Here is an 18,957-nt window from a genome sequence, read left to right as displayed (position 1 = left end):
GTGAGCATTCGGGATGAGATTCACTCGCGCACTAATCTGCGCGACATCTGGGAGGACGCGGTTAACGCAGCACCAGAACGCAGCTTCCTCATTTTTGAGGATGTGTGCGCTGGTGTGCGCGTGGAACGCTCCTACCGTCAGACAGATGAACAAGTGAATCGATATGCGAATGCCCTTCTCAAGCTGGGCTTTCGCAGCGGTGACCGCATTGCACTCTACCTGCCCAATAGCATCGAGTTCATCGAATGCTTCTTGGCGATCGCGAAGATCGGTGCGGTCATCGTTCCCCTAGACACGAAGGGAACATCGTTTGAACTTGCGGGGCTGATTGATGCCAGTGGCGCTCGCGCGGTGATTTGTACCCGAAGGTGTTCGCTCACCCTTGACGAGGCCGTGCTGGCCTCGGGAGTTCAGGTGCTCTTGGTGGGAAGTGATGCAGGTGAGGAGGAGGACTCTCTACCTGCTCTCAGTCGGACTTGCTCGCCTCAACTGGATTACGATCCGCAGCTTGAAGCGCTGAGTCTTTTGGAAATTATGTTCACCTCTGGGACGACTTCGTCTCCTAAAGGTGTCATGATCACGCATGCCAATGCCGTATTTTCAGGAAAATATGTCAACTGGGAACTGGCGATGACCAGTGATGATCGCTATGCGACATCCATGGTTGCCAGTCACGTGAACTTCCAGCTCTCAGCCTTCATTCCAGTCATTACCGCCGGAGCGACTCTGATTCTTCTCAGTCGTTACAGCGCGCGTCGTTTCTGGAAATCGGTGTGTCAGACCCAAGCGACTTTGGTCCAGGGGATGGCACTGATTGTCATGACCTTGCTCGCTCAACCCGTGGATCCAGAAGAGCAGAACCACTGCGTACGTCAGATGCACTATTTCCTGATCGTGTCCGATGAAGATAAAGAACGCTTTGAAAGGCGTTTTGCTGTTCCACTACTCAATAACTATGGGTCGACTGAGACCTTGGTTGGAGTTGTCACCGATCCGCCCGTGGGGGAGCGGCGGTGGCCTTCTGTGGGACAGGTTGGACCGGGCTACGAACTCAAGATTTGCGATGAATCTGGAGCAGAAGTACCGCAGGGACGCAAGGGCGAAATCTGCATTCGCGGCGAGATGGGAATCTCGCTCATGCAGGGATACTGGAAGCGTCCAGATGCAACTCAAGAGGCAATCATCGATGGGTGGTATCACACCGGTGACTGGGGATACGTTGACCCTGATGGATGGCTTTTCTTCGTCGATCGGCGGCACGACCTCATCAAGCGCAACGGTGAGTCGGTGGCCTCGGGTGAAATCGAAAACCTTCTACGCCAAATCCCCGAAGTGAGCGACGCGGCGGTCATCGGAGTTCGCAACCCCATTCGCGGGCAAGATATTCATGCCTTCCTTACCCTTTACCCGGGTAAGGACCTGAGCCCTGACAGTGTGTTGGAGTTTTGCCGCCAACGACTGTCCTCCTTCAAAGTGCCCAACGAGGTACGAATCATTGATGAGCTGCCTCGCGGTGAGTACGGCAAAGTCAACAAAGAATTACTCAAAACCCTGTGAAAGGAACAGGCATGGCAATCAATACGGATATGGTCGGACAGACCTTTGGTCCTTTCGTCCGTGACTACACTTTCCGTGATCTTGAGCTGTTTGCTCTTGGCTGCGGTGCAGGTATCGATGGCAAGGATGGCCTCGAATACCTCAACGAGCACGATGAACGTAATCCTCAGCTCAAGGTTCTGCCCATGTTTGGTGCGATGCTCATCGTGGATTCCGAGGTCACTCGCACTATTGACTATGGCTACAACTATGCGGGCTCCCTGCACTGGGGCTTCGATATCCGCTTCCATCAGCCGATCACCAAGATGAGCGATCACTTGGAAACCATGGTTCGTCTTGAAGGCCTCTATGACCGTGGTGAGGGCCGTGGCTTGCTCGCTCAGCATATTGGTGACACCTACGATTCGGACGGCAATCTGCTTTTCACGAACGAATCGTGGGACTGCCTGATTTACGACGGCGGTTGGGGTGGCCCCAAGCCTCCCAAGGACATCGTTGAGATGCCAGAGCGTGAGGCTGATGTCGAGGTCGTTGAGCGTATTCCTGAGAACCAGGCCTTGATCTACCGTCTGTCGGGAGACTACCACCCGCAGCATATCGACTGGGATTATGCAGCTGACAACGGTGAGCCTCGTCCCATTCTTCACGCAATCTCTTATGCGGGCGTTGTTATGCGTCATGCAATCAACGCTTTTGTTCCCGGAGAACCCGAGCGCATCACCCGTTTCAAGACCCGCATTACTTCGCCAGTTCTTCCTGGTAGCACTCTGAAGACGAAACTGTGGAAGGTCGCAGAAGGCGAGCTTCGTTTCCAACTGGTAGACGAGGATGCCGATGTGACCGGTGCGAAGCCTCACCTGAACTGGGGGATTATCGAATACCGCTGAAGTAACCTTGAAAGCATAGATGCGTGATCACACGATGATCCGCGGCTCTGCTATTGAGGTGTTAGAGGAGATATACGCAGTGAAAAAGGAAGTAACAGATCTCGAAGATCTGGATATGTCGGGTGTGCTGTGGCGCATCATCGCATTTTCCAGTGGTGGTCCGTTCCTTGAAGGCTATGTTCTAGGAATTATTGGCGTGGCGCTTTCACGCCTGGGCACCGATATCGAGATCAGTAATTCCATGTCGGGCTTGCTGGGAATTGCCGCGTTGGTCGGGCTTTTCTTGGGAGCCGCGGTCGGAGGATGGCTGACGGACCTCATTGGTCGTCACAAGATGTTCGTTCTCGACCTGATTGTCATTGTCGTTTTGTCACTACTTTGTGCCGTTGTTACGTCTCCTCTGCAATTAGTGGCTTTGCGCTTCCTCATCGGTGTGGCAATCGGCGCCGATTATCCGATTGCCACATCGATGATCGCGGAGTTTTCACCCCGCAAACATCGCGCAATGTCGATGGGCATGATCGCTGCTGCATGGTATCTCGGTGCCAATGTCGCGGCTCTTGTTGGCTACGCTCTTTACGAGACTCCTCACGGCTGGCGGTGGATGCTGGCGTCGTCTGCGATTCCGGCAGTACTCATCCTTATCGGACGTTGGGATATCCCCGAATCTCCTAGGTGGTTGGCATCGAAGGGTCGTCAAGAAGAGGCCGATCGCGTTGTCATGAAACTCTTCGGTGAAAATGTCCGCCTCCCTGCGCAAGAGATTGCTGAAAAAACTGAGTTTAAGAAGATCTTCAGCGGTGTTTATCTGCGTCGCGTCATCTTCGTTGGTGTGATTTGGCTCTGCCAGGCAATTCCGATGTTTGCTCTCTACACCTATGGCCCGACAATCGTTGGTTCCATTGGCCTCGGAGAAGGACGCAATGCGCTGATTGGCGAACTTGTTATCGGCACCTTCTTCATGCTCGGTACATTCCCCGCAATGTACTTGGCTGAACGCGTGGGGCGTCGTCCGCTCATCATCTGGTGTTTCTTCGGCATGACGATTGCGCTTGGGCTGATTGGTTTCTTCCCGCAGGGGGGGATCGTTCTGATTTCCATCTGCTTCATCGCCTACGCACTTCTTGCTGGCGGTCCGGGCAACCTCGAGTGGCTCTATCCCAACGAGCTCTTCCCAACCTCCATTCGCGCCTCGGCAATGGGTGTTGCTATGGCCCTGAGCCGAATCGGCACCGTCTACTCAATGTTCGTCCTTCCGGCATTTATCGCCGAATATGGGATCTCTGCGACCATGCTTGCCGGTGCACTCATTTCAGCTCTTGGATTCGGTGTTTCCTTCGCCTGGGCCCCCGAAACCAAGGGACTGAGCTTGGACGTTACAGGATCAGCGGACTTCAAGGGGCGCTAAACGATGTATCGCATTGATTCAGTGGTTGTGAGCGCGTACCGCACGAATTGCTATACGCTAACGAATGAAGGCGGGACGATTATTGTCGACCCGGGCGACCAAGCGAGCTTCCTCCAGCAATGGACACAGGACTTAGACGTCGTCGGTATCGTGCTCACCCACTGTCATTGCGACCACATCGGGGCAGTCAATGAACTTGTCGCTCAACACGGCTGCTGGGTTGCCTGTGGGGCTGCAGATGTTGCCGGAACGCGCGACTTGCATCTGTCTGGATTTGATGCCGAAGGCATCGACTACGTTGTGGATCACGTCGATCGGCCTTTGAAGGAAGGCGATGCCATTGAGTGGGGGAGCGACCGCCTTGAGGTGATCGATACCCCGGGACACACTCAGGGACATATCTGTTTGATAGACCGTGCCAATTCGATCCTGTTCAGTGGCGACATGCTATTTGCTGGAACGATTGGACGGACTGATTTCCCCGGGGGAGACCAAGCGCTTATGGCCTCTTCCTGCGCGAAGCTCGCTGAGGTTACTCAGGATCTTCGTGTGCTTCCCGGGCACGGTCCCGCCACCACTTTGGCAGCAGAAAAAGCACAGCTCATGCACTGGGCACGAGTTCTTTCTCCGCGTGAAGTGGCTCAGGACACTGCGCGTAATGACGAATTGAGATTGCCATGAAGCTGATCGTCAATCAAAGCTTCAAGGTAACGCGGAACCTTCAGCATGAAGCAGTCGATGTAGTCATCGGGAAGGCAGAAGGTTCGCATCAGAACCGAGCCTTCAACCGCGTCAAGCAGGCGGGTAACCGACAGGGTGTCCTTAATCTGCCCCGCGCTCTTGAACTCCCACAAGCGTGTGCGAATCGCACCCAAGGGGGTAATGAAAATCTGGTTGTGAATCAGCGCGATCGTCGGATCGTTTGTTTCACCGGCCTCGACGAACAGGCGACGAACTGCCCGACGATTCGGGCCAAGGTACTCGCGAAGGCGGAATTCGGCCTCGTTCATCAAAACTTCCCGCGCGCTATTCCCGCGTGGGCCAGGGCAACGAACCAATCGCGCGAAGGCGTCTTTCAGGAGGTCATCGCGGGTTTCCCAGCGTGTGTAAATGCTGGATTTGCCCACTCCGGCAGCGCTGGCGACCTTGGTCAGGTTAAAAGCGGCCCAGCCGACCTCTCCGTAGAGTGTCAGGGCGCTTTCGATGATCTTGGTTTCGACCACTTCGTCGCGCGGCCGACCAACTTTGGGCGCGTCTTGTCGAGGATTCGGCACGACCTGCACCTTTCTTTCATAGCTGCTGGTAGACGCCATATTACTCGCACCTTGCGAGTTAATGCGTGCGCTTTTTGGGAGCTGAGAAAACTGGGGGAGACTTCCCTGTATCTATCCGAAAACAACACTCAAGAGAGAAGGACACGATGAGTATCGTTGTCGCGTATAAGTACGCTGCGAACCCGCAGGATACAACCGTGGGTTCTGATGGTGTCGTTGACTGGTCGCGTGCGAAGGCCGCGGTGAGTGAATACGACCCTGTTGCCATTCAGGTGGCGCGCGCTGTTGCAGATGCTACGGGCGAAGAGCTCGTTGGTATCTCCGTAGGAGACGCACAGGTGTCCTCCTCAATGGCAAAAAAGGCTGCTCTTTCGCGCGGATTCGACCGTGCGTTGGTCGTCGCCGATGATGCCGTTCGTGATCTGAACGCCACTGAGGTTGGAGGAGCGCTTGCCGCTCTGGTTCGCAAGGTTGAAGGCGCGAATATCCTCTTGACCGGTGACTCTTCGATTGATGAAGCCGCCAAGATGATGTCTGCTCTGGTCGCAGGTTACCTGGGATGGCCCTGCTTCCAGGAGGTTTCCGCAGTCGAGGCTAACGCAGATGGGTGGACCATCACGCAGGCTACCGCCTCTGGCACCCGAACGATTGCGGTTGAGGGCCCTGTCGTCGTAGCCGTGACGACAGATGCTGCGACCGTCAAGGTTCCCGGAATGAAGGATGTTCTGCAGGCTGGAAAGAAGCCGATGGATACCGTTGCTCTTGCTGATCTGGGCATCGAACCGATTGCCGTTGAGGTCACCGGCCGTCTGCGCCCGGTTGCTCAGGAACGTAAGAAGGAAATTCTCAGTGGTGACGATGCCGCTGTGAAGCTGGTTGAGGCGCTGCGTAGCGCTGGTGTGCTCTGAGAAAGGACTTGGACAATGACTAACGTATGGATCATCACGACATCGAATCAGATTGCATCCCTCGTCGAGGCCGCACGCGCGATCGGTCCCGTTACCGTCATCGCTCTTGGCGACGAGGCCACCGGAATCGCTGGTGTTGACCGCGTTGTGACCATCGGTCGTGGAAGCAACGCGCCTCTTGAGGCTTTTGCCCCCGCAGTGAACGCTGCGTTGGAAGGCGCTGGCGCAGATATTATCTTTGCCGCGAACCGTCCCGTTGAGCGTGTCCTTGCCGGTGCAGTTGCCGCACGCCTTGGCCTTCCCCTCATCAACGGTGCGCTTCGCGTTTCCGCCGGCGAGGCCGAACTTTCGCGTTTTGGTGGCCTGACACAGGAAAGCATTTCCTTCCCCGGTGGTGCTGTTGTCGTCCTCGAAGGCGGAGCCCCCGTGGAGGGTGCAGAAGTTGCGCCCGAGGCCGGCTTGGAAGAACACTACGAGGCAAGCGTGAGCGCTGTGGAGCCCGCCGGCTCGGGCCCCGCCAACCTTGCTGCCGCACGTCGCATTGTCGCAGCCGGTCGTGGCTTCAAGGCCGAGGAAGATCTGCAGATTGCCCGCGACCTAGCCGCAGCGCTGGGTGCCGAGCTGGCTTGCTCCCGTCCTCTGGCTGAAGGAACCGCATGGCTGTCCAAGGATCGCTATGTTGGTGTTTCCGGCATGCACGTTGCTCCGGATCTGTACCTTGCCGCCGGCATTTCCGGCCAGGTTCAGCACACCTCGGGCATGTCCGATTCGAAGGTCGTCGTTGCTGTCAATAGTGATGCCAATGCGCCGATCTTTGAGGTTGCTGACTACGGAATTGTGGGCGACCTCTATGATGTCCTGCCTGCGATCACCGCAGCACTTTCCTGAGGAAGAGTATGTCTGAAGAAGTAGAGGTTGATTTTGAGGTCATCGTCATCGGTGGAGGTGTAGCCGGTTGTGTTGCCGCCTACACTCTTGCCGGACAAGGACACGAGGTCCTTCTCATTGAGCGTGCGATGGAACCCGGTTCCAAGAATCTCTCGGGTGGTGTTTTCTACTGCCGAGTAATGGAACAGGTCTTCCCGGACTTCATTCATGAAGCTCCTGTAGAACGCCGAATCACACGTAATATCGTCAGCCTGCTTAATGAAACGTCTGCGGTCAACATTGACTACTGGGATCAGCGTCTTGCTGAGCCCGCCAACGCAGTCACAGTGTTGCGTGCAAAGCTTGATTTGTGGCTGAGCGAGAAGTGCGAGGAAGCCGGTGTCACCGTCATGCCGGGTGTAAAGGTTGACTCCCTCATCATCGAAAACGGACAGGTTGTTGGTGTTCGTGCCGGAGAAGATGAGCTGCGCTCCCACGTTGTGGTTGCCGCAGATGGGGTGAACTCTTTCATTGCCCAGCAGGCGGGAATCCGCGCTAAAGAGCCGAAGAAACACCTTGCAGTGGGTGTGAAGTCGGTGATTGCTCTTCCCGAGAAGGTCCTTGAAGATCGCTTCAATGTGCGTGATAACTGCGGTGCAGCCTACGCCATGGTTGGGGATGCGACGCAGGGCGTTGCAGGTGGAGCTTTCATGTACACCAATAAAGATTCCGTCTCTATTGGTGTTGTCATGCGTCTGGATGATTTGGAAGCATCGGGCTTGTCCTCTTCGGATGTCCATGATCACCTGCTCACTCATCCGGCAATTGCTCCTCTTCTTGAAGACGGCGAATTGCTTGAGTATGGGTGCCACCTGACCATCGAAGATGGGCCTCAGATGGTGACCCACGATCTCACCCGTCCAGGTTTGGTGATTATTGGTGATGCAGCTGGATTCACTCTTAACACTGGTTTGACCATTCGAGGGATGGATCTTGCTGCGGGTTCTGCGCTCGCGGCTTCAACGGCGGTTCATGCTGCCCTTAAATCTGGTGATTTCTCTCAGGCAGCGATGGATCGTTACCTCAGCGAGTTGAAATCTTCCTTCGTCGGGCAGGACATGCAGACCTACGCTAAGGCCCCCGCTTTCCTTGAGCGTCCTCGTATGTACAAGGACTATGGACGCCTTGCTGCAGAGGTTTTCTACGGAGTCTTCAACCATGATCTTCGCCCGCGTCGCCACATCATGAAGGTCGCGATGGATGCGTTCAAGGCTTCTGGCCTGCGTTTACGTGATCTCATCAGTGACGGCTTGGCCGGTATCAAGGCATTGTGAGGCAGGAGGAACAATGAGCACATTGAAAATTGAGAGTGTTCCCGCGCGGCTTTCGCGTAACACTTACAACCTTGACGAGGAAGAATCTCATATCGAGGTCGACCAGGAGCGCGCTCGTGCCACCGGCGCTGGCAAGCTCTTGGAGCGGATCTGCCCGGCACATGTGTACTCGGTAGAAGAGGACGGGAGCGTTGGGGTGGAATATGCCGCATGCCTAGAGTGCGGTACCTGCCTGGCCGTGGCCCCTGAAGGTGTTCTGAAGTGGCACTATCCCAGGAGCGGTTTCGGAATCATGTTCCGAGAAGGCTAAGAGCTTCTCCTTGATGTGGTGGGTTGAAAGAGTTTGCTTTCAACCCACCACTTGTGTTTCGTCTCTTGAATTCATGATTTCCGTAATGCAATCGGCGATATTTCCGCTGCTGAAGGAATGGCCCTCTGCAGAACCACTGCCTACGCGTATCGGACGCCATTCAAGTGATGCCGTCTGTTCTCCATGGAGACTTCGGGTACTAGGAGCATTCAGATGAACCTCGAATATAGGAAGAGTCCGAGGTACTGGGATGCTTTGACCTATCGGAAACAATCGATGCGTAACTGTATCTGTATCCGTCTGCGCCTCATGCGCTTCGGCGTTGATGAATGTGCACGAGGGAAATTGAGCACTCAGACATATGAGGAGCGAATGTAGGCGTGATCGTTTCGCGCGCATGACAAGCTCTGTGAAATCTTCTATGCACAAGTCTTTGACGGAATCATGAGCGGGGGAGAGGAGCAATGCTTCCATGCCGTTTTGTCCGAGTTCCCGGGCGAAAGGGAGAAGGAAAGAGCAGACAGCGTGTTCCACTTCTTTGCATGGGCCTAAAAGACCGACACCAACGATGTTTTGATAGCCCAAGCGAAGTGCTTGAGCAGAAGGGTCGACAGCATATCCCAATGCCCTTGCCGCCTGGTGAACTCGCTGGGTTAAGTTCTCACTGACTCTGACCTTTCCTCTGAGGACGTGCGAAACGGTTCCGACAGATACTCCAGCTAAACGCGCAACGTCGGAAATCGTCGGTGTCGTGGCCATAAAAGCCTCCTCTCCTGTCGCCTTTACTGTGCCGCAACCGCCCTTCTTTCCAATCTCAGGAGCAGAATCTGTGGAAACACGCCGGGTATCGTGCATCCTGTGGATCAATCACACTGCGGGTGCAAAGTTCACATATTAAGCTGTGAATACTTGGAGCGAGGAGGAATAATGCTTCGACGTCTGACAGACGCAATTGTCTGCGCAGTGCTTCTGGTTCTCGATGTTCTGGCGTGGCTCATCGTCAGCACATTCTCAAGTCTTGATCGTTCGGAACCAGGTCGAATTGCCTCGGTCTCTCTCAGTGCCTTGATCATCGTTGCTGCTCCGGCACTTGCGACCTGTATGGTTGCTGCGATCGCGCGACTGGTGACCCGCACTTCGGCTCGTGTTTTCTATTCCTGGAGTCTTTTCGTCAGTGCTGTGGCCGGAGTGTTCAGCTATCTGACGGCTATGGTGTCCTCCTTCCAAGGAATGGAAGTTGGCCTGCGCTGGATGGCTTGTTTCTTCGCAGTTCAAGCGATCGTCAGCCTTATTCTCCTCATCGTTGGCTTGACCGGTGGAATTCCTCGAACAGCTGAGGAGTCACGCGCTCTGCATCAGGCGACGCATCCAACTGCTTCGTCGTCGACTCAGAAGGACTCTTCTTCGGCAAGCTCCACTTCTTCTCACGAGGCCGCGACTTCTGCCTCAGCAAAGACTCCAGCCTCCGCTGGTATGCTTTCCTCCGCTGCAGGCAAGACAGCTACCACCGCTCAGGGCACAGAAGGACATCAGGCAAGCGCGTCCTCGGCAACGGAAAAAGAGACACATTAATGACAACTGAGGGTTTCCGCCAGCTTTCACTGGAAACAACGCATGGGGTTGAAGAATGGGAGGATTCGGGGGCACTTGTTCAACGAAGCGTTCTGCCTAATGGCCTTCGGATCATTACTCAAAAGGTGCCGGCAACACGTTCACTGGCACTGAGCTGGTGGGTTGGGGCTGGTTCACGAGACGAGGATGAGGTGAGTGCTGGATCGACCCACTTCCTTGAACACCTCCTCTTCAAAGGAACCGCGCAGAGAAGTGCCTTTGATATCGCCGAAGCATTTGATGCGGTTGGCGGTGAGTCCAATGCGGAAACTGGAAAAGAACACACAAACTATTGGGCGCGTGTACTGAGCGAAGACGCGCCAATGGCCGTTGAAGTATTGGGAGACATGATTTCTGCCTCCCTTATCGATCCAGAAGAGTTTGAGATCGAACGCGGGGTCATCCTCGATGAACTCGCGATGTCAGAAGACAATCCTCTCGAGGTTGTCCACGAGGCTTTCCAATTGGCAGTGTTTGGCGATAACTCTTTGGGGCGTCCGGTTGGCGGAAGCGCCCAAACGATTCGGGCCGTCGAACGAGACCATGTGTGGGACTACTATCGCCGGGTTTACGCGCCCTCCTCGCTGATTATTGCCGCAGCAGGGGACGTCAACCACGATGAACTTGTCGAGCAAGTGCAGCGTTCCTTGCATCCAACGTGGGCAAAAGAATTAGAGGAGCAGCGAGTTCCGCATCCGAGGCGTTCGACGCAGGGATCGTGGTCGTCAGCTGGTGAACCGGTGCGTTCAACGCGCCACCGTCATATTGAACAATCACATGTCATTGTTGGTGGCCCCTCGATGCGTGCCGGAGACGATCGACGTCCCGTGATGTCGGTTTTGCTTTCAATTCTGGGCGGCTCAATGTCTTCGCGACTCTTCCAAGAGATCCGCGAGAAGCGTGGCTTGGCCTATACAACATATGCCTTTGATTCCCCCTATTCGGATACGGGAGCCTGGGGAATGTATGCCGGGACAGCACCGGAACGCGCTTCCGAGGTTGAAAAGCTCATGCAGGCGGAGCTTGAAAAACTGGCCGCAACTGGCCCGCGCGAAGACGAGCTTGCTCGCGTTCGTGGGCAGTTGCGCGGCGGTATGGCACTGGGGTTGGAAGATACGCTTTCTCGCATGTCCCGCTTGGGACGCGCTGAGCTGAGTGGTCGTTACTTCAGTGTTGATGCTGTGCTTGCTCGAATCGAAGCGGTCCAAGCTGAAGATGTTCGTAGTCTTGCGCAGGAGCTTGCGAGGCGATGCGTCTTTACTGCTGAAGTGGTGCCGGAGGATCGTGCGTGACTAAACGAAGCGTTCGTCCAGCAACTTCCAGTGATGCCGCAGCCATTGCTGCAATGGCCCAAGAATTTTTCACTGAAGTCTTCAATGCCTGTGCGCTGCCTGCCGCGCATCCGCTTCGTGCACAGGTTCTGACGCAGACACGTCAGATGTGGGAAGAAACTCTTGCTGGAAACAGGCCAACGCAGGGGCAGACCTTGGTTGCCCTTGAAGAACAGACTCCCGTTGGTTTCATCGCATACTCGCATGCGCCCGCTCTGGAACTTGAGCAGCCGTCAGGACGCGTCATCCCAGAGGGGCAAGAAATCAGCAGCCTCTACGTGCACCGTAGTTTTAGGCGTATTGGACATGCATCGCGTCTGCTAGCAGCTCTTGTGGATACCCTCCACCCGGAGTCAATGCGGTTGTGGGTCGCGCCAGAAGATACGCTGACTATTCGCTTCATCCAGGGATGCGGGTTTTCTCCCGCGGGGATGCGTCGTCACTTTGTTTTCGACTCGGAAATCCCTGCGGCTCGGGATGAACACCTGTGGTGGGCATTGCGTTCTTAAGGCGGTCACATCAGGCCTCTCAAGGCTAGACGTGGCACACTTATTGCATGATGCCTCTTTACGACAACCTGCCTGAACCTGCGCCTCTGAAGAAGGGGAATCTCAGGATTGTCCCGCTGGGTGGCCTGGGTGAGGTCGGCCGCAATATGAATGTTTTGGAATTTGGTGACAAACTCCTGGTTGTCGACTGCGGCGTTCTTTTCCCTGAAGAGTCTCAGCCTGGAGTCGACCTGATTCTGCCTGATTTTTCGTGGATTGAAGATCGTCTTGACGACATCGTCGGCATGGTTTTGACTCATGGGCATGAAGACCACATCGGCGCGGTCCCATATCTGCTCAAACTCCGCGAAGATATTCCGATTTATGGTTCGGATCTGACTTTAGCTTTTGTTGAGCCTAAGCTCCGTGAGCACCGGCTTTCTGCCGAAAACCTTCACGTTGTCGAAGAAGGGGGCCGCCAAGCAATTGGTCCCTTCGATTGCGAGTTCGTTGCGGTTACCCACTCGATTCCAGACGCACTTGCTGTTTTCGTTCGCACCCCCGCAGGTAAAGTTCTGATCACTGGCGACTTCAAGATGGACCAGCTGCCTCTCGACCACCGCTTGACAGACCTTCGCTCCTTCGCGCGTTTTGGTGAAGAAGGCGTGGACTTGTTCATGGTGGACTCAACGAATGCGGAAGTGCCCGGCTTTGTTACTCCAGAACGCGAAATTGGCCCGGTCTTGGATCAAGTTTTTGCCGAGGCTACAGGTCAGATCATTGTCGCTTCTTTTGCTTCGCATGTTCACCGCGTCCAGCAGGTCATCAATGCGGCTGCGCATCATGGCCGCAGTGTTGCCTTGGTTGGCCGTTCTATGGAACGGAATATGCGTATCGCTCAGGAAAAGGGTTACCTCACAATTCCTGAGGGGCTCATTGTCGATTCCAATGAGATTTCCCTGCTTCCTCCCAATCAGAGGGTATACATGGCAACTGGGTCTCAAGGAGAGCCAATGGCCGCCCTTTCTCGAATTTCGCAGGGATCGCATCGCTTTGTCAGTATCGAACCCGGCGATACGGTGATTTTCGCGTCTTCCTTGATTCCGGGTAATGAGAACTCGGTGTACCGCGTCATTAACGACCTCACGCGTTTGGGTGCGAAGGTTGTTCACCAAGCGAATGCTAAGGTTCACGTTTCCGGCCACGCGGCCTCGGGAGAACTGATCTACTGCTACAACATTGTTCAGCCGAAGAACGTCATGCCGATCCACGGGGAGATTCGCCACTTGGTTGCCAATGGGCAATTGGCGGTACTCACCGGCGTCAAACCGGAAGACGTTGTTCTTGCTGAAGATGGCGTTGTCGTTGATCTCGAAGACGGACATGCCAGAGTCGTCGGTGCGGTTCCCTGTGAGTACATTTACGTTGACGGTTCCTCTATCGGAGAGATCTCCGAAGATGAATTGGCTACTCGACGCACCCTCGGATCTGAAGGCTTTGTCAGCGTTTACGCGGTTGTTGAGGGTGAGTCGGGGATGGTTCTTGCACCACCGACAATTCGCGCAATTGGGATGGCCGAAGATTCCTCAGTTTTTGACGAGATTCTTCCCGACGTCACCGCAGCCCTCGAAGAGGCCGCTTCCGGCGGAAATGTTGATGCACACGTCCTTCAGCAGGCGATGCGTCGCGTTATTGGTCGCTGGGTTGGTCGTCATTTGCGTCGCCGCCCCATGATTGTTCCGGTTGTCGTCCTGCAGTAGCGGACGGGACTTGAGTACGCCGATAGAGACACGAGCATAAGGTACGGTAGAAGCATGACCGGGCGTTTTATCTCGACCTATTCGATTGTGCTCTCTCTTCCCATGCGTATTTATCAGCTGCCAGAACGGGGAGGCTCCGTACACGCAGCTGCAGCAACCTCGCTTCCAGCGGGTGGTTTCACGGCTTTGTCTGCTGTGTCAAAGCTCGGTGTCTATACCGCGACCGCTTCGCCTCTGGGGACCGGTCCTAATTCGTATATGGTTCGTCAACTCCTCCATGAAGCGCGCGTGAAGGTTCTTCTTCCCGAACTTGTCGGTGACATTGGTGTTGCGATTCAGCTGGTCGAAGCCGATGGTTCGATGACCTCGATCGTCACTACGGGGGTGGAATCAGAACCTTCGCGTGAATCCTTGGATGCCTTGGAGATCCACGAAGGGGATCTGGTTCATGTATCGGGCTCGGATCTAGCGAATCCCGCAAGTGCAGAAATCCTCACTGGATGGGCCGAGAATCTTCCTGAAGGCGTCACCCTAGTTGTTTCCGTTTCCCCTGCCGTCGCTCAGGTCCCGGTGTCCGTGTGGCCACGTTTACTGGGGCGCGCGGACGTTGTTTCAATGAATATTCGCGAGGCCGCGACCCTGTCTGACATTCTTGCTCCCTATGAGCACGGGACTGGAGTTCGCGGAGTCATGCGTCCGGACGCGGTCTTCGTTCGTCGTCTGGGCGTTGTGGGCTGTGAACTCCAGCTTCATGCTGACGAACCCAGAATTTCGATCCCGGCGTATGAATCCACGACGGTTGATACCGCCGGGGTGGGGGATACCCACATCGCCACTATGTGTGCGGCACTTCTTCTGGGACATGATTTTGTTGAAGCAGCCCGAATGGCGAATGCGGCTGCTGCGATCGCGATTTCTCACGAGTCGGCTCTTCCTGTTCCAAGCTGGGAGCAGATCCGAGAAGTTATGAAGAACGGGCGTGTGTGACGTAATCGGAAGGCGCTTTCGCGGCGTGCCTAAGCCTTTTCGAAGGTATGCGGCGGTAGCGTTTTTCTTACCATGGCACGAAAATCCCCATCTTCAGCATCTTCGAAATCTTCTTCACGAGCCGGGAAGTCCACTGCGACCCCGGGGCTTCTCGCGCGCGTATTTTCCGGGATCGGACGCGGCATTCTTGCAATGATCCGAGCATGGCGTGCGACCGATGCTCAGGTGAAGCGCGATGCGCTTGCTTTCATTGTCGTGGCGCTTGCCGTTCTGGTCGCCCTGCGTGAGTGGTTTGGTATCTCGGGGCAAGCGGGGGATTTCATTCACTTGTGCGCAGCGGGCTTCGTTGGGATTTTTTCCGTCGTTTTGCCCATTATTTTGGTCGCCTTCGCCGTTGAGTTAGTTCGTGTCCGCTCAGGAAATTCAGCCTTGCCTCACCGCGTCGCAGGTAGTCTTGGTGTTGTCCTTTCTTTGACCGGTCTTGTTCATGTCAGCAAAGGTAACCCCGCTTTTGACTCTGCTGTCTCGATCGAGAATGCGGGTGGAATCCTCGGTTGGTTTATTGCGCGCCCTCTGGTTCTCATGCTGTCGTCGTGGGGTGCGGCGGCGCTCTTGATTCTTCTTTTCCTCTACTCGATCCTTTTGGGGACGCGTACGCAGGTTGCACAGGTTCCGACCTTGGTCCGTGAATGTGTTGACCGTCTTGCCAAGCGGACGAGGCCGGGGGAAAGCGATCCGGCAGCGCGGGCGCGTGAAGAGGCGCGTCGCTCCCTTGCTGCTGGCGATGATCCTTTCTTAGATTCCTACGACGGCGACGAACACTTCCGCCGCGCAGTGGAATCCGAGCCCCAAGAAGACGTTCCTTCGCAGGTGGATACGCAGCGTACTCGGGTGATGCCGGCCTCAGCTCCGCATGTTCCCGAGGTACAGTCCGCTTCCTCGGCAATGGATGCGCCAACGGAGGCAATGCAGGTCCCTGCTCTTTCAGTCACCGAAAATATTGAGGACCAGGTCGACCCTGAGCCGCCTGCTCATACTGAAGAGCCTGCAGGTGGATTCCAAGCGGAACTGGATGAGAACCTCTCCTACACGCTTCCTTCAAGCGAACTTCTTGTGCGCGGCGCTCCCCATAAGACTCGCTCGGCGGTCAATGATCAAGTCGTGCAGGCCTTGCGTCAGGTATTTGCAGAATTCAATGTTGATGCCCAAGTGACCGGCTTTTCTCGCGGCCCAACAGTGACACGTTACGAAGTAACTTTGGGGCCAGGCGTGAAGGTTGATCGCCTGACAAACCTTTCGAAGAATATTGCCTACGCTGTGGCCTCGGCAGACGTGCGAATTCTCGCGCCTATTCCCGGAAAATCGGCAATCGGTATTGAGATTCCAAACTCGGACCGAGAAACTGTCGCGCTGGGAGATGTTCTTCGCTCTGGCGCTGCTCAGCGCAACCAGCATCCCCTAGTTGTCGGTGTTGGCAAGGATGTTGAAGGTGGCTACGTCGTTACCAACCTGGCGAAGACTCCGCACCTTCTGGTTGCTGGCCAGACTGGTTCCGGTAAGTCGTCATTCGTGAATTCGATGATTACCTCGATCATGATGCGTGCGACGCCCTCGCAGGTTCGCATGATCTTGGTCGATCCCAAGCGAGTCGAATTGACGATCTACGAGGGTATCCCGCACCTGATTTCCCCGATCATCACCGATCCGAAGAAGGCCGCTGAAGCGCTTGAATGGGTCGTGAAGGAAATGGATGCGCGCTACGACGATCTTGCGACATATGGCTTTAAACATGTTGATGATTTCAACAAGGCTGTGTCTGCAGGCCAAGTGAAGGCTCTTCCGGGTCTTAATCGTGAATTGCGACCCTATCCCTACTTGCTGGTCGTTGTCGATGAGCTCGCGGACCTGATGATGGTTGCTCCGCGCGATGTTGAAGCTTCGGTTCAGCGTATTACCCAGCTTGCGCGCGCAGCTGGTATTCACCTCGTCCTTGCAACTCAGCGTCCTTCCGTTGATGTTGTTACCGGCTTGATTAAAGCGAATATTCCTTCGCGTTTGGCATTCGCGACCTCATCGTTGGCTGACTCTCGAGTGATTTTGGATCAGCCTGGTGCGGAGAAGCTTATCGGTCAAGGTGACGCCTTGTACCTTCCTTCTGGCGCAAGTAAACCGATGCGTGTTCAAGGTGCCTGGGTTACTGAATCTGAAATCCATTCGATCGTTTCCCACGTTAAAGAACAGATGCAGGCACAGTACCGTCCGGATGTTCTTGCCCCCGCGAAGACCGCAAAGGTTGCCGAGGATATTGGCGACGATCTTGATGATCTCTTGGCAGCAGCTGAGCTGGTTATTTCAACTCAGTTGGGTTCGACCTCGATGCTGCAGCGAAAGCTTCGCGTTGGTTTTGCACGAGCAGGGCGTCTGATGGACCTCCTGGAATCGCGTGAGATTGTCGGTCCTTCTGAAGGCTCGAAGGCGCGCCAAGTGTTGGTAGCTCCCGAACAGCTCCCCGAAATTCTTGCCATGCTCAGGGGAGAGAGCGCACCTGAACCCGCAGCCGCACCTACTCAGCAACAGGAAGTTTCTTCGTCGAATTTTGCTGACCAGTCGTCTAAGGCTCCTTCAAACGGGTACGATGGAGACACAGCTTCCTCGGATCCTTACTCCGGACATGATTTTGGTGGTCGGACCGACTGGGTCGATGAAGAGCCTGAAGAAAATGAGGACGCCTGGCAGTTGACCGGGCGCTAAGAAGCAAAGGGGCAAGTCGTGGCTACTCACGTGTCGCGTGTTGAACGCTATACGAAGGGCTCTACGATCAATGTGCCCAATGCGCTGACGGTTTTTCGCCTGCTTCTAGTCCCCGTATTCATCTACTTAAAGTTTGTGGACACGTGGAGTGCACAGTGGTGGGCTTTGCTGGTGTTTTGCGTCGCCGCTGCAACCGATCAGCTGGATGGAAAAATTGCGCGCGCCTACGGTTTAGTCACCGACTTCGGTCGTGTCGTCGATCCTATTGCAGATAAAGCTCTTACCCTCAGTGCATTCATTATTCTGAGCATTCAGGGTGTTCTCCCGTGGTGGTTCACGATCCTCGTGGCAATCCGCGAATTGGGAATCACCATCATGCGCGCATTCTTCCTGCGGCGAGGGATTGTGGTTTCGGCCTCGCAGTCGGGAAAAATAAAGACCGTTCTTCAGGTCTTGGCTATTTTCCTTCTCTTGATTCCGTGGGATTATTTCTACTTCCTCAATCCAGCCAATCATGGGTGGGCGTCAGTTGCCTTAATGTCGGCTTTGTGTGTTGCGGGTGCTGCGCTTGCTGCGACTCTTTGGTCGGGTATCGCGTATGTGCGTGAGGGCCTCGTTCTTGCCCGTGAGGTTCGCGATCCTGAGCCTCAAAACGAGGCGTGAAAACAGTTGCGCCTTGAGCGCAAAGTTGAGCGACGTAAACGCAAGTTTTAAATCCCTCGTGTATGGTGGGAATAGGCAGGGTCGTTCAGACGTTAGGAAGTACATGATGAAGAAGCAGAAGAACAATACCCCGAGTTCTGTGCGTCCACTGAATGAGCTGGCCATGCAGAAGGCATTGGCCGCGGGTTATCGTCGAGCCATGAATCTCCCCACCCATGATCGTGCAGCCGCTCCGCTGCTGCGTACTGAAATTGGCGATGTTCTGCGTGAGATTCGGCGTAAGCAGGGGCGTACTTTGCGAGAAGTTTCTTCCGAGGCTCAAGTCTCCCTGGGTTATCTTTCCGAGGTTGAGCGTGGGCAGAAGGAAGCGTCGTCTGAACTTCTTGACGCGATTAGCGAGGCTCTAGGCGTGCCGCTGTGGTACATCCTGCGTGAGGTTTCTGAGCGTATGGCTGTCTTGGATGGAACTGTTGTTCCGGACACTGTTCCTGAGAATCTGGTCCCGGTGACCCTGATCTCGTGACTCTTTCTGAATTTTGGGATGCCGTCGATGACGTCTATGGAGCTACCCTTGGACGCTCATTGACGGCTGACCTATATTTACCTTCGCTGCAGGGAACCTGTGTAGAGGCCCTTGATAGGGGAGTTTCTCCAGATATGGTCTGGTCTGAGTTGCTTCGTGAAAGTGAAGCTGACGAGGCCGTGCGCTGGGTTCATCGTCTTGATGCGAAAGAGCGTGAGAAGATTCGTCGTTCTAAGCGCTCCTAATGGCGTGTCGACATGCATCGAACATTTGTTCCATTTATTCTGTGGAAGAAGTG

At 55.1% G+C, this 18,957-nt stretch carries 19 protein-coding genes; 17 read left to right on the top strand and 2 right to left on the bottom strand.

All coding sequences use genetic code 11. The features are described from left to right. The 4 genes from RW023_RS02590 to RW023_RS02575 are packed head-to-tail and all read left to right on the top strand — an operon-like array spanning window position 1 to window position 4,533. Window positions 1-1,557 carry an AMP-binding protein gene (locus tag RW023_RS02590; RefSeq protein WP_315579752.1) on the top strand — a complete coding sequence of 519 codons (1,557 nt, stop codon included), beginning with the start codon at window positions 1-3 and terminating at the stop codon, window positions 1,555-1,557. An 11-nt stretch (window positions 1,558-1,568) separates the two neighbouring features. Continuing rightward, window positions 1,569-2,444 carry a MaoC/PaaZ C-terminal domain-containing protein gene (locus tag RW023_RS02585; RefSeq protein ID WP_315579751.1) on the top strand — a complete coding sequence of 292 codons (876 nt, stop codon included), beginning with the start codon at window positions 1,569-1,571 and terminating at the stop codon, window positions 2,442-2,444. Window positions 2,445-2,463: 19 nt separating this feature from the next. Further along, window positions 2,464-3,852 carry an MFS transporter gene (locus RW023_RS02580; RefSeq protein ID WP_315579750.1) on the top strand — a complete coding sequence of 463 codons (1,389 nt, stop codon included), beginning with the start codon at window positions 2,464-2,466 and terminating at the stop codon, window positions 3,850-3,852. A gap of 3 nt (window positions 3,853-3,855) precedes the next feature. Further along, window positions 3,856-4,533 carry an MBL fold metallo-hydrolase gene (locus RW023_RS02575; protein WP_315579749.1) on the top strand — a complete coding sequence of 226 codons (678 nt, stop codon included), beginning with the start codon at window positions 3,856-3,858 and terminating at the stop codon, window positions 4,531-4,533. Here the strand turns inward: RW023_RS02575 and RW023_RS02570 are convergent. After that, complete coding sequence (locus RW023_RS02570) at window positions 4,494-5,126, bottom strand: TetR/AcrR family transcriptional regulator (protein WP_072457755.1); 633 nt, start codon at window positions 5,124-5,126, stop codon at window positions 4,494-4,496. The genes RW023_RS02575 and RW023_RS02570 overlap by 40 nt on opposite strands. 146 nt (window positions 5,127-5,272) lie before the next feature. Between RW023_RS02570 and RW023_RS02565 the strand changes: the two genes are divergently transcribed. From RW023_RS02565 to RW023_RS02550, 4 genes are read left to right on the top strand one after another with little or no spacing between them, the layout of a single operon-like run. Continuing rightward, on the top strand, window positions 5,273-6,034 hold the full coding sequence (locus RW023_RS02565) for an electron transfer flavoprotein beta subunit/FixA family protein (protein ID WP_315579748.1): 762 nt from the start codon (window positions 5,273-5,275) through the stop codon (window positions 6,032-6,034). A gap of 15 nt (window positions 6,035-6,049) precedes the next feature. After that, on the top strand, window positions 6,050-6,922 hold the full coding sequence (locus RW023_RS02560) for an electron transfer flavoprotein subunit alpha/FixB family protein (protein WP_315579747.1): 873 nt from the start codon (window positions 6,050-6,052) through the stop codon (window positions 6,920-6,922). Between the two features lie 8 nt (window positions 6,923-6,930). Continuing rightward, window positions 6,931-8,235 carry an FAD-dependent oxidoreductase gene (locus RW023_RS02555; RefSeq protein ID WP_315579746.1) on the top strand — a complete coding sequence of 435 codons (1,305 nt, stop codon included), beginning with the start codon at window positions 6,931-6,933 and terminating at the stop codon, window positions 8,233-8,235. Between the two features lie 13 nt (window positions 8,236-8,248). Continuing rightward, the gene (locus RW023_RS02550) at window positions 8,249-8,545 is read left to right on the top strand and encodes a 4Fe-4S dicluster domain-containing protein (RefSeq protein ID WP_314501086.1); all 297 of its coding nucleotides are present in this window, start codon (window positions 8,249-8,251) and stop codon (window positions 8,543-8,545) included. A gap of 39 nt (window positions 8,546-8,584) precedes the next feature. On the opposite strand, the gene RW023_RS02545 is transcribed toward RW023_RS02550, so the two are convergent. Further along, window positions 8,585-9,304 carry a LacI family DNA-binding transcriptional regulator gene (locus tag RW023_RS02545; protein ID WP_315579745.1) on the bottom strand — a complete coding sequence of 240 codons (720 nt, stop codon included), beginning with the start codon at window positions 9,302-9,304 and terminating at the stop codon, window positions 8,585-8,587. Window positions 9,305-9,472: 168 nt separating this feature from the next. On the opposite strand from RW023_RS02545, the gene RW023_RS02540 reads away from it, so the two are divergent. The 9 genes from RW023_RS02540 (at window position 9,473) to RW023_RS02500 (ending at window position 18,904) form a co-directional block, all read left to right on the top strand. After that, window positions 9,473-10,117, top strand: a complete 645-nt coding sequence (locus RW023_RS02540) for a hypothetical protein (RefSeq protein WP_315579744.1) — start codon at window positions 9,473-9,475, stop codon at window positions 10,115-10,117. Next, window positions 10,117-11,448 (top strand): pitrilysin family protein, encoded by a 1,332-nt coding sequence (locus RW023_RS02535; RefSeq protein WP_315579743.1) that lies wholly within the window; start codon window positions 10,117-10,119, stop codon window positions 11,446-11,448. Before RW023_RS02540 ends, RW023_RS02535 begins: the two co-directional genes overlap by 1 nt. After that, the gene (locus RW023_RS02530) at window positions 11,445-11,996 is read left to right on the top strand and encodes a GNAT family N-acetyltransferase (RefSeq protein WP_315579742.1); all 552 of its coding nucleotides are present in this window, start codon (window positions 11,445-11,447) and stop codon (window positions 11,994-11,996) included. Before RW023_RS02535 ends, RW023_RS02530 begins: the two co-directional genes overlap by 4 nt. Window positions 11,997-12,043: 47 nt before the next feature. Then, window positions 12,044-13,735, top strand: coding sequence for a ribonuclease J (locus RW023_RS02525; protein ID WP_315579741.1), 1,692 nt, complete (start codon window positions 12,044-12,046; stop codon window positions 13,733-13,735). A gap of 54 nt (window positions 13,736-13,789) precedes the next feature. Next, window positions 13,790-14,722 (top strand): PfkB family carbohydrate kinase, encoded by a 933-nt coding sequence (locus RW023_RS02520; RefSeq protein ID WP_315579740.1) that lies wholly within the window; start codon window positions 13,790-13,792, stop codon window positions 14,720-14,722. Between the two features lie 72 nt (window positions 14,723-14,794). Beyond that, a complete protein-coding gene (locus RW023_RS02515) occupies window positions 14,795-17,473 on the top strand; it encodes a DNA translocase FtsK (protein ID WP_315579739.1) in 2,679 nt (892 codons plus the stop codon). Between the two features lie 18 nt (window positions 17,474-17,491). Further along, window positions 17,492-18,136, top strand: coding sequence for a CDP-diacylglycerol--glycerol-3-phosphate 3-phosphatidyltransferase (gene pgsA / locus RW023_RS02510; RefSeq protein ID WP_315579738.1), 645 nt, complete (start codon window positions 17,492-17,494; stop codon window positions 18,134-18,136). A gap of 199 nt (window positions 18,137-18,335) precedes the next feature. Beyond that, on the top strand, window positions 18,336-18,659 hold the full coding sequence (locus RW023_RS02505) for a helix-turn-helix transcriptional regulator (RefSeq protein ID WP_315579760.1): 324 nt from the start codon (window positions 18,336-18,338) through the stop codon (window positions 18,657-18,659). Next, window positions 18,656-18,904, top strand: coding sequence for a DUF3046 domain-containing protein (locus RW023_RS02500; RefSeq protein ID WP_315579737.1), 249 nt, complete (start codon window positions 18,656-18,658; stop codon window positions 18,902-18,904). The genes RW023_RS02505 and RW023_RS02500 overlap by 4 nt, the downstream gene beginning before the upstream one ends. The last annotated feature ends 53 nt before the right edge of the window (window positions 18,905-18,957 follow it).

It is taken from the genome of uncultured Actinomyces sp., assembly GCF_963542285.1.
Classification (GTDB): domain Bacteria; phylum Actinomycetota; class Actinomycetes; order Actinomycetales; family Actinomycetaceae; genus Pauljensenia.
Note: the sequence above shows the minus strand (reverse complement) of the source record. Positions and strands in the feature narration are given on the sequence as shown.

Bases quoted from the DNA above. Each gene is read 5' to 3' on its own strand.
- RW023_RS02585 (WP_315579751.1), top strand. From the start codon at position 1,569: ATGGCAATCAATACGGATATGGTCGGACAGACCTTTGGTCCTTTCGTC.
- RW023_RS02580 (WP_315579750.1), top strand. From the start codon at position 2,464: ATGCGTGATCACACGATGATCCGCGGCTCTGCTATTGAGGTGTTAGAG.
- RW023_RS02575 (WP_315579749.1), top strand. From the start codon at position 3,856: ATGTATCGCATTGATTCAGTGGTTGTGAGCGCGTACCGCACGAATTGC.
- RW023_RS02565 (WP_315579748.1), top strand. From the start codon at position 5,273: ATGAGTATCGTTGTCGCGTATAAGTACGCTGCGAACCCGCAGGATACA.
- RW023_RS02560 (WP_315579747.1), top strand. From the start codon at position 6,050: ATGACTAACGTATGGATCATCACGACATCGAATCAGATTGCATCCCTC.
- RW023_RS02555 (WP_315579746.1), top strand. From the start codon at position 6,931: ATGTCTGAAGAAGTAGAGGTTGATTTTGAGGTCATCGTCATCGGTGGA.
- RW023_RS02550 (WP_314501086.1), top strand. From the start codon at position 8,249: ATGAGCACATTGAAAATTGAGAGTGTTCCCGCGCGGCTTTCGCGTAAC.
- RW023_RS02545 (WP_315579745.1), bottom strand. From the start codon at position 9,304: ATGGCCACGACACCGACGATTTCCGACGTTGCGCGTTTAGCTGGAGTA.
- RW023_RS02540 (WP_315579744.1), top strand. From the start codon at position 9,473: ATGCTTCGACGTCTGACAGACGCAATTGTCTGCGCAGTGCTTCTGGTT.
- RW023_RS02535 (WP_315579743.1), top strand. From the start codon at position 10,117: ATGACAACTGAGGGTTTCCGCCAGCTTTCACTGGAAACAACGCATGGG.
- RW023_RS02525 (WP_315579741.1), top strand. From the start codon at position 12,044: ATGATGCCTCTTTACGACAACCTGCCTGAACCTGCGCCTCTGAAGAAG.
- RW023_RS02520 (WP_315579740.1), top strand. From the start codon at position 13,790: ATGACCGGGCGTTTTATCTCGACCTATTCGATTGTGCTCTCTCTTCCC.
- RW023_RS02515 (WP_315579739.1), top strand. From the start codon at position 14,795: ATGGCACGAAAATCCCCATCTTCAGCATCTTCGAAATCTTCTTCACGA.
- RW023_RS02505 (WP_315579760.1), top strand. From the start codon at position 18,336: ATGAATCTCCCCACCCATGATCGTGCAGCCGCTCCGCTGCTGCGTACT.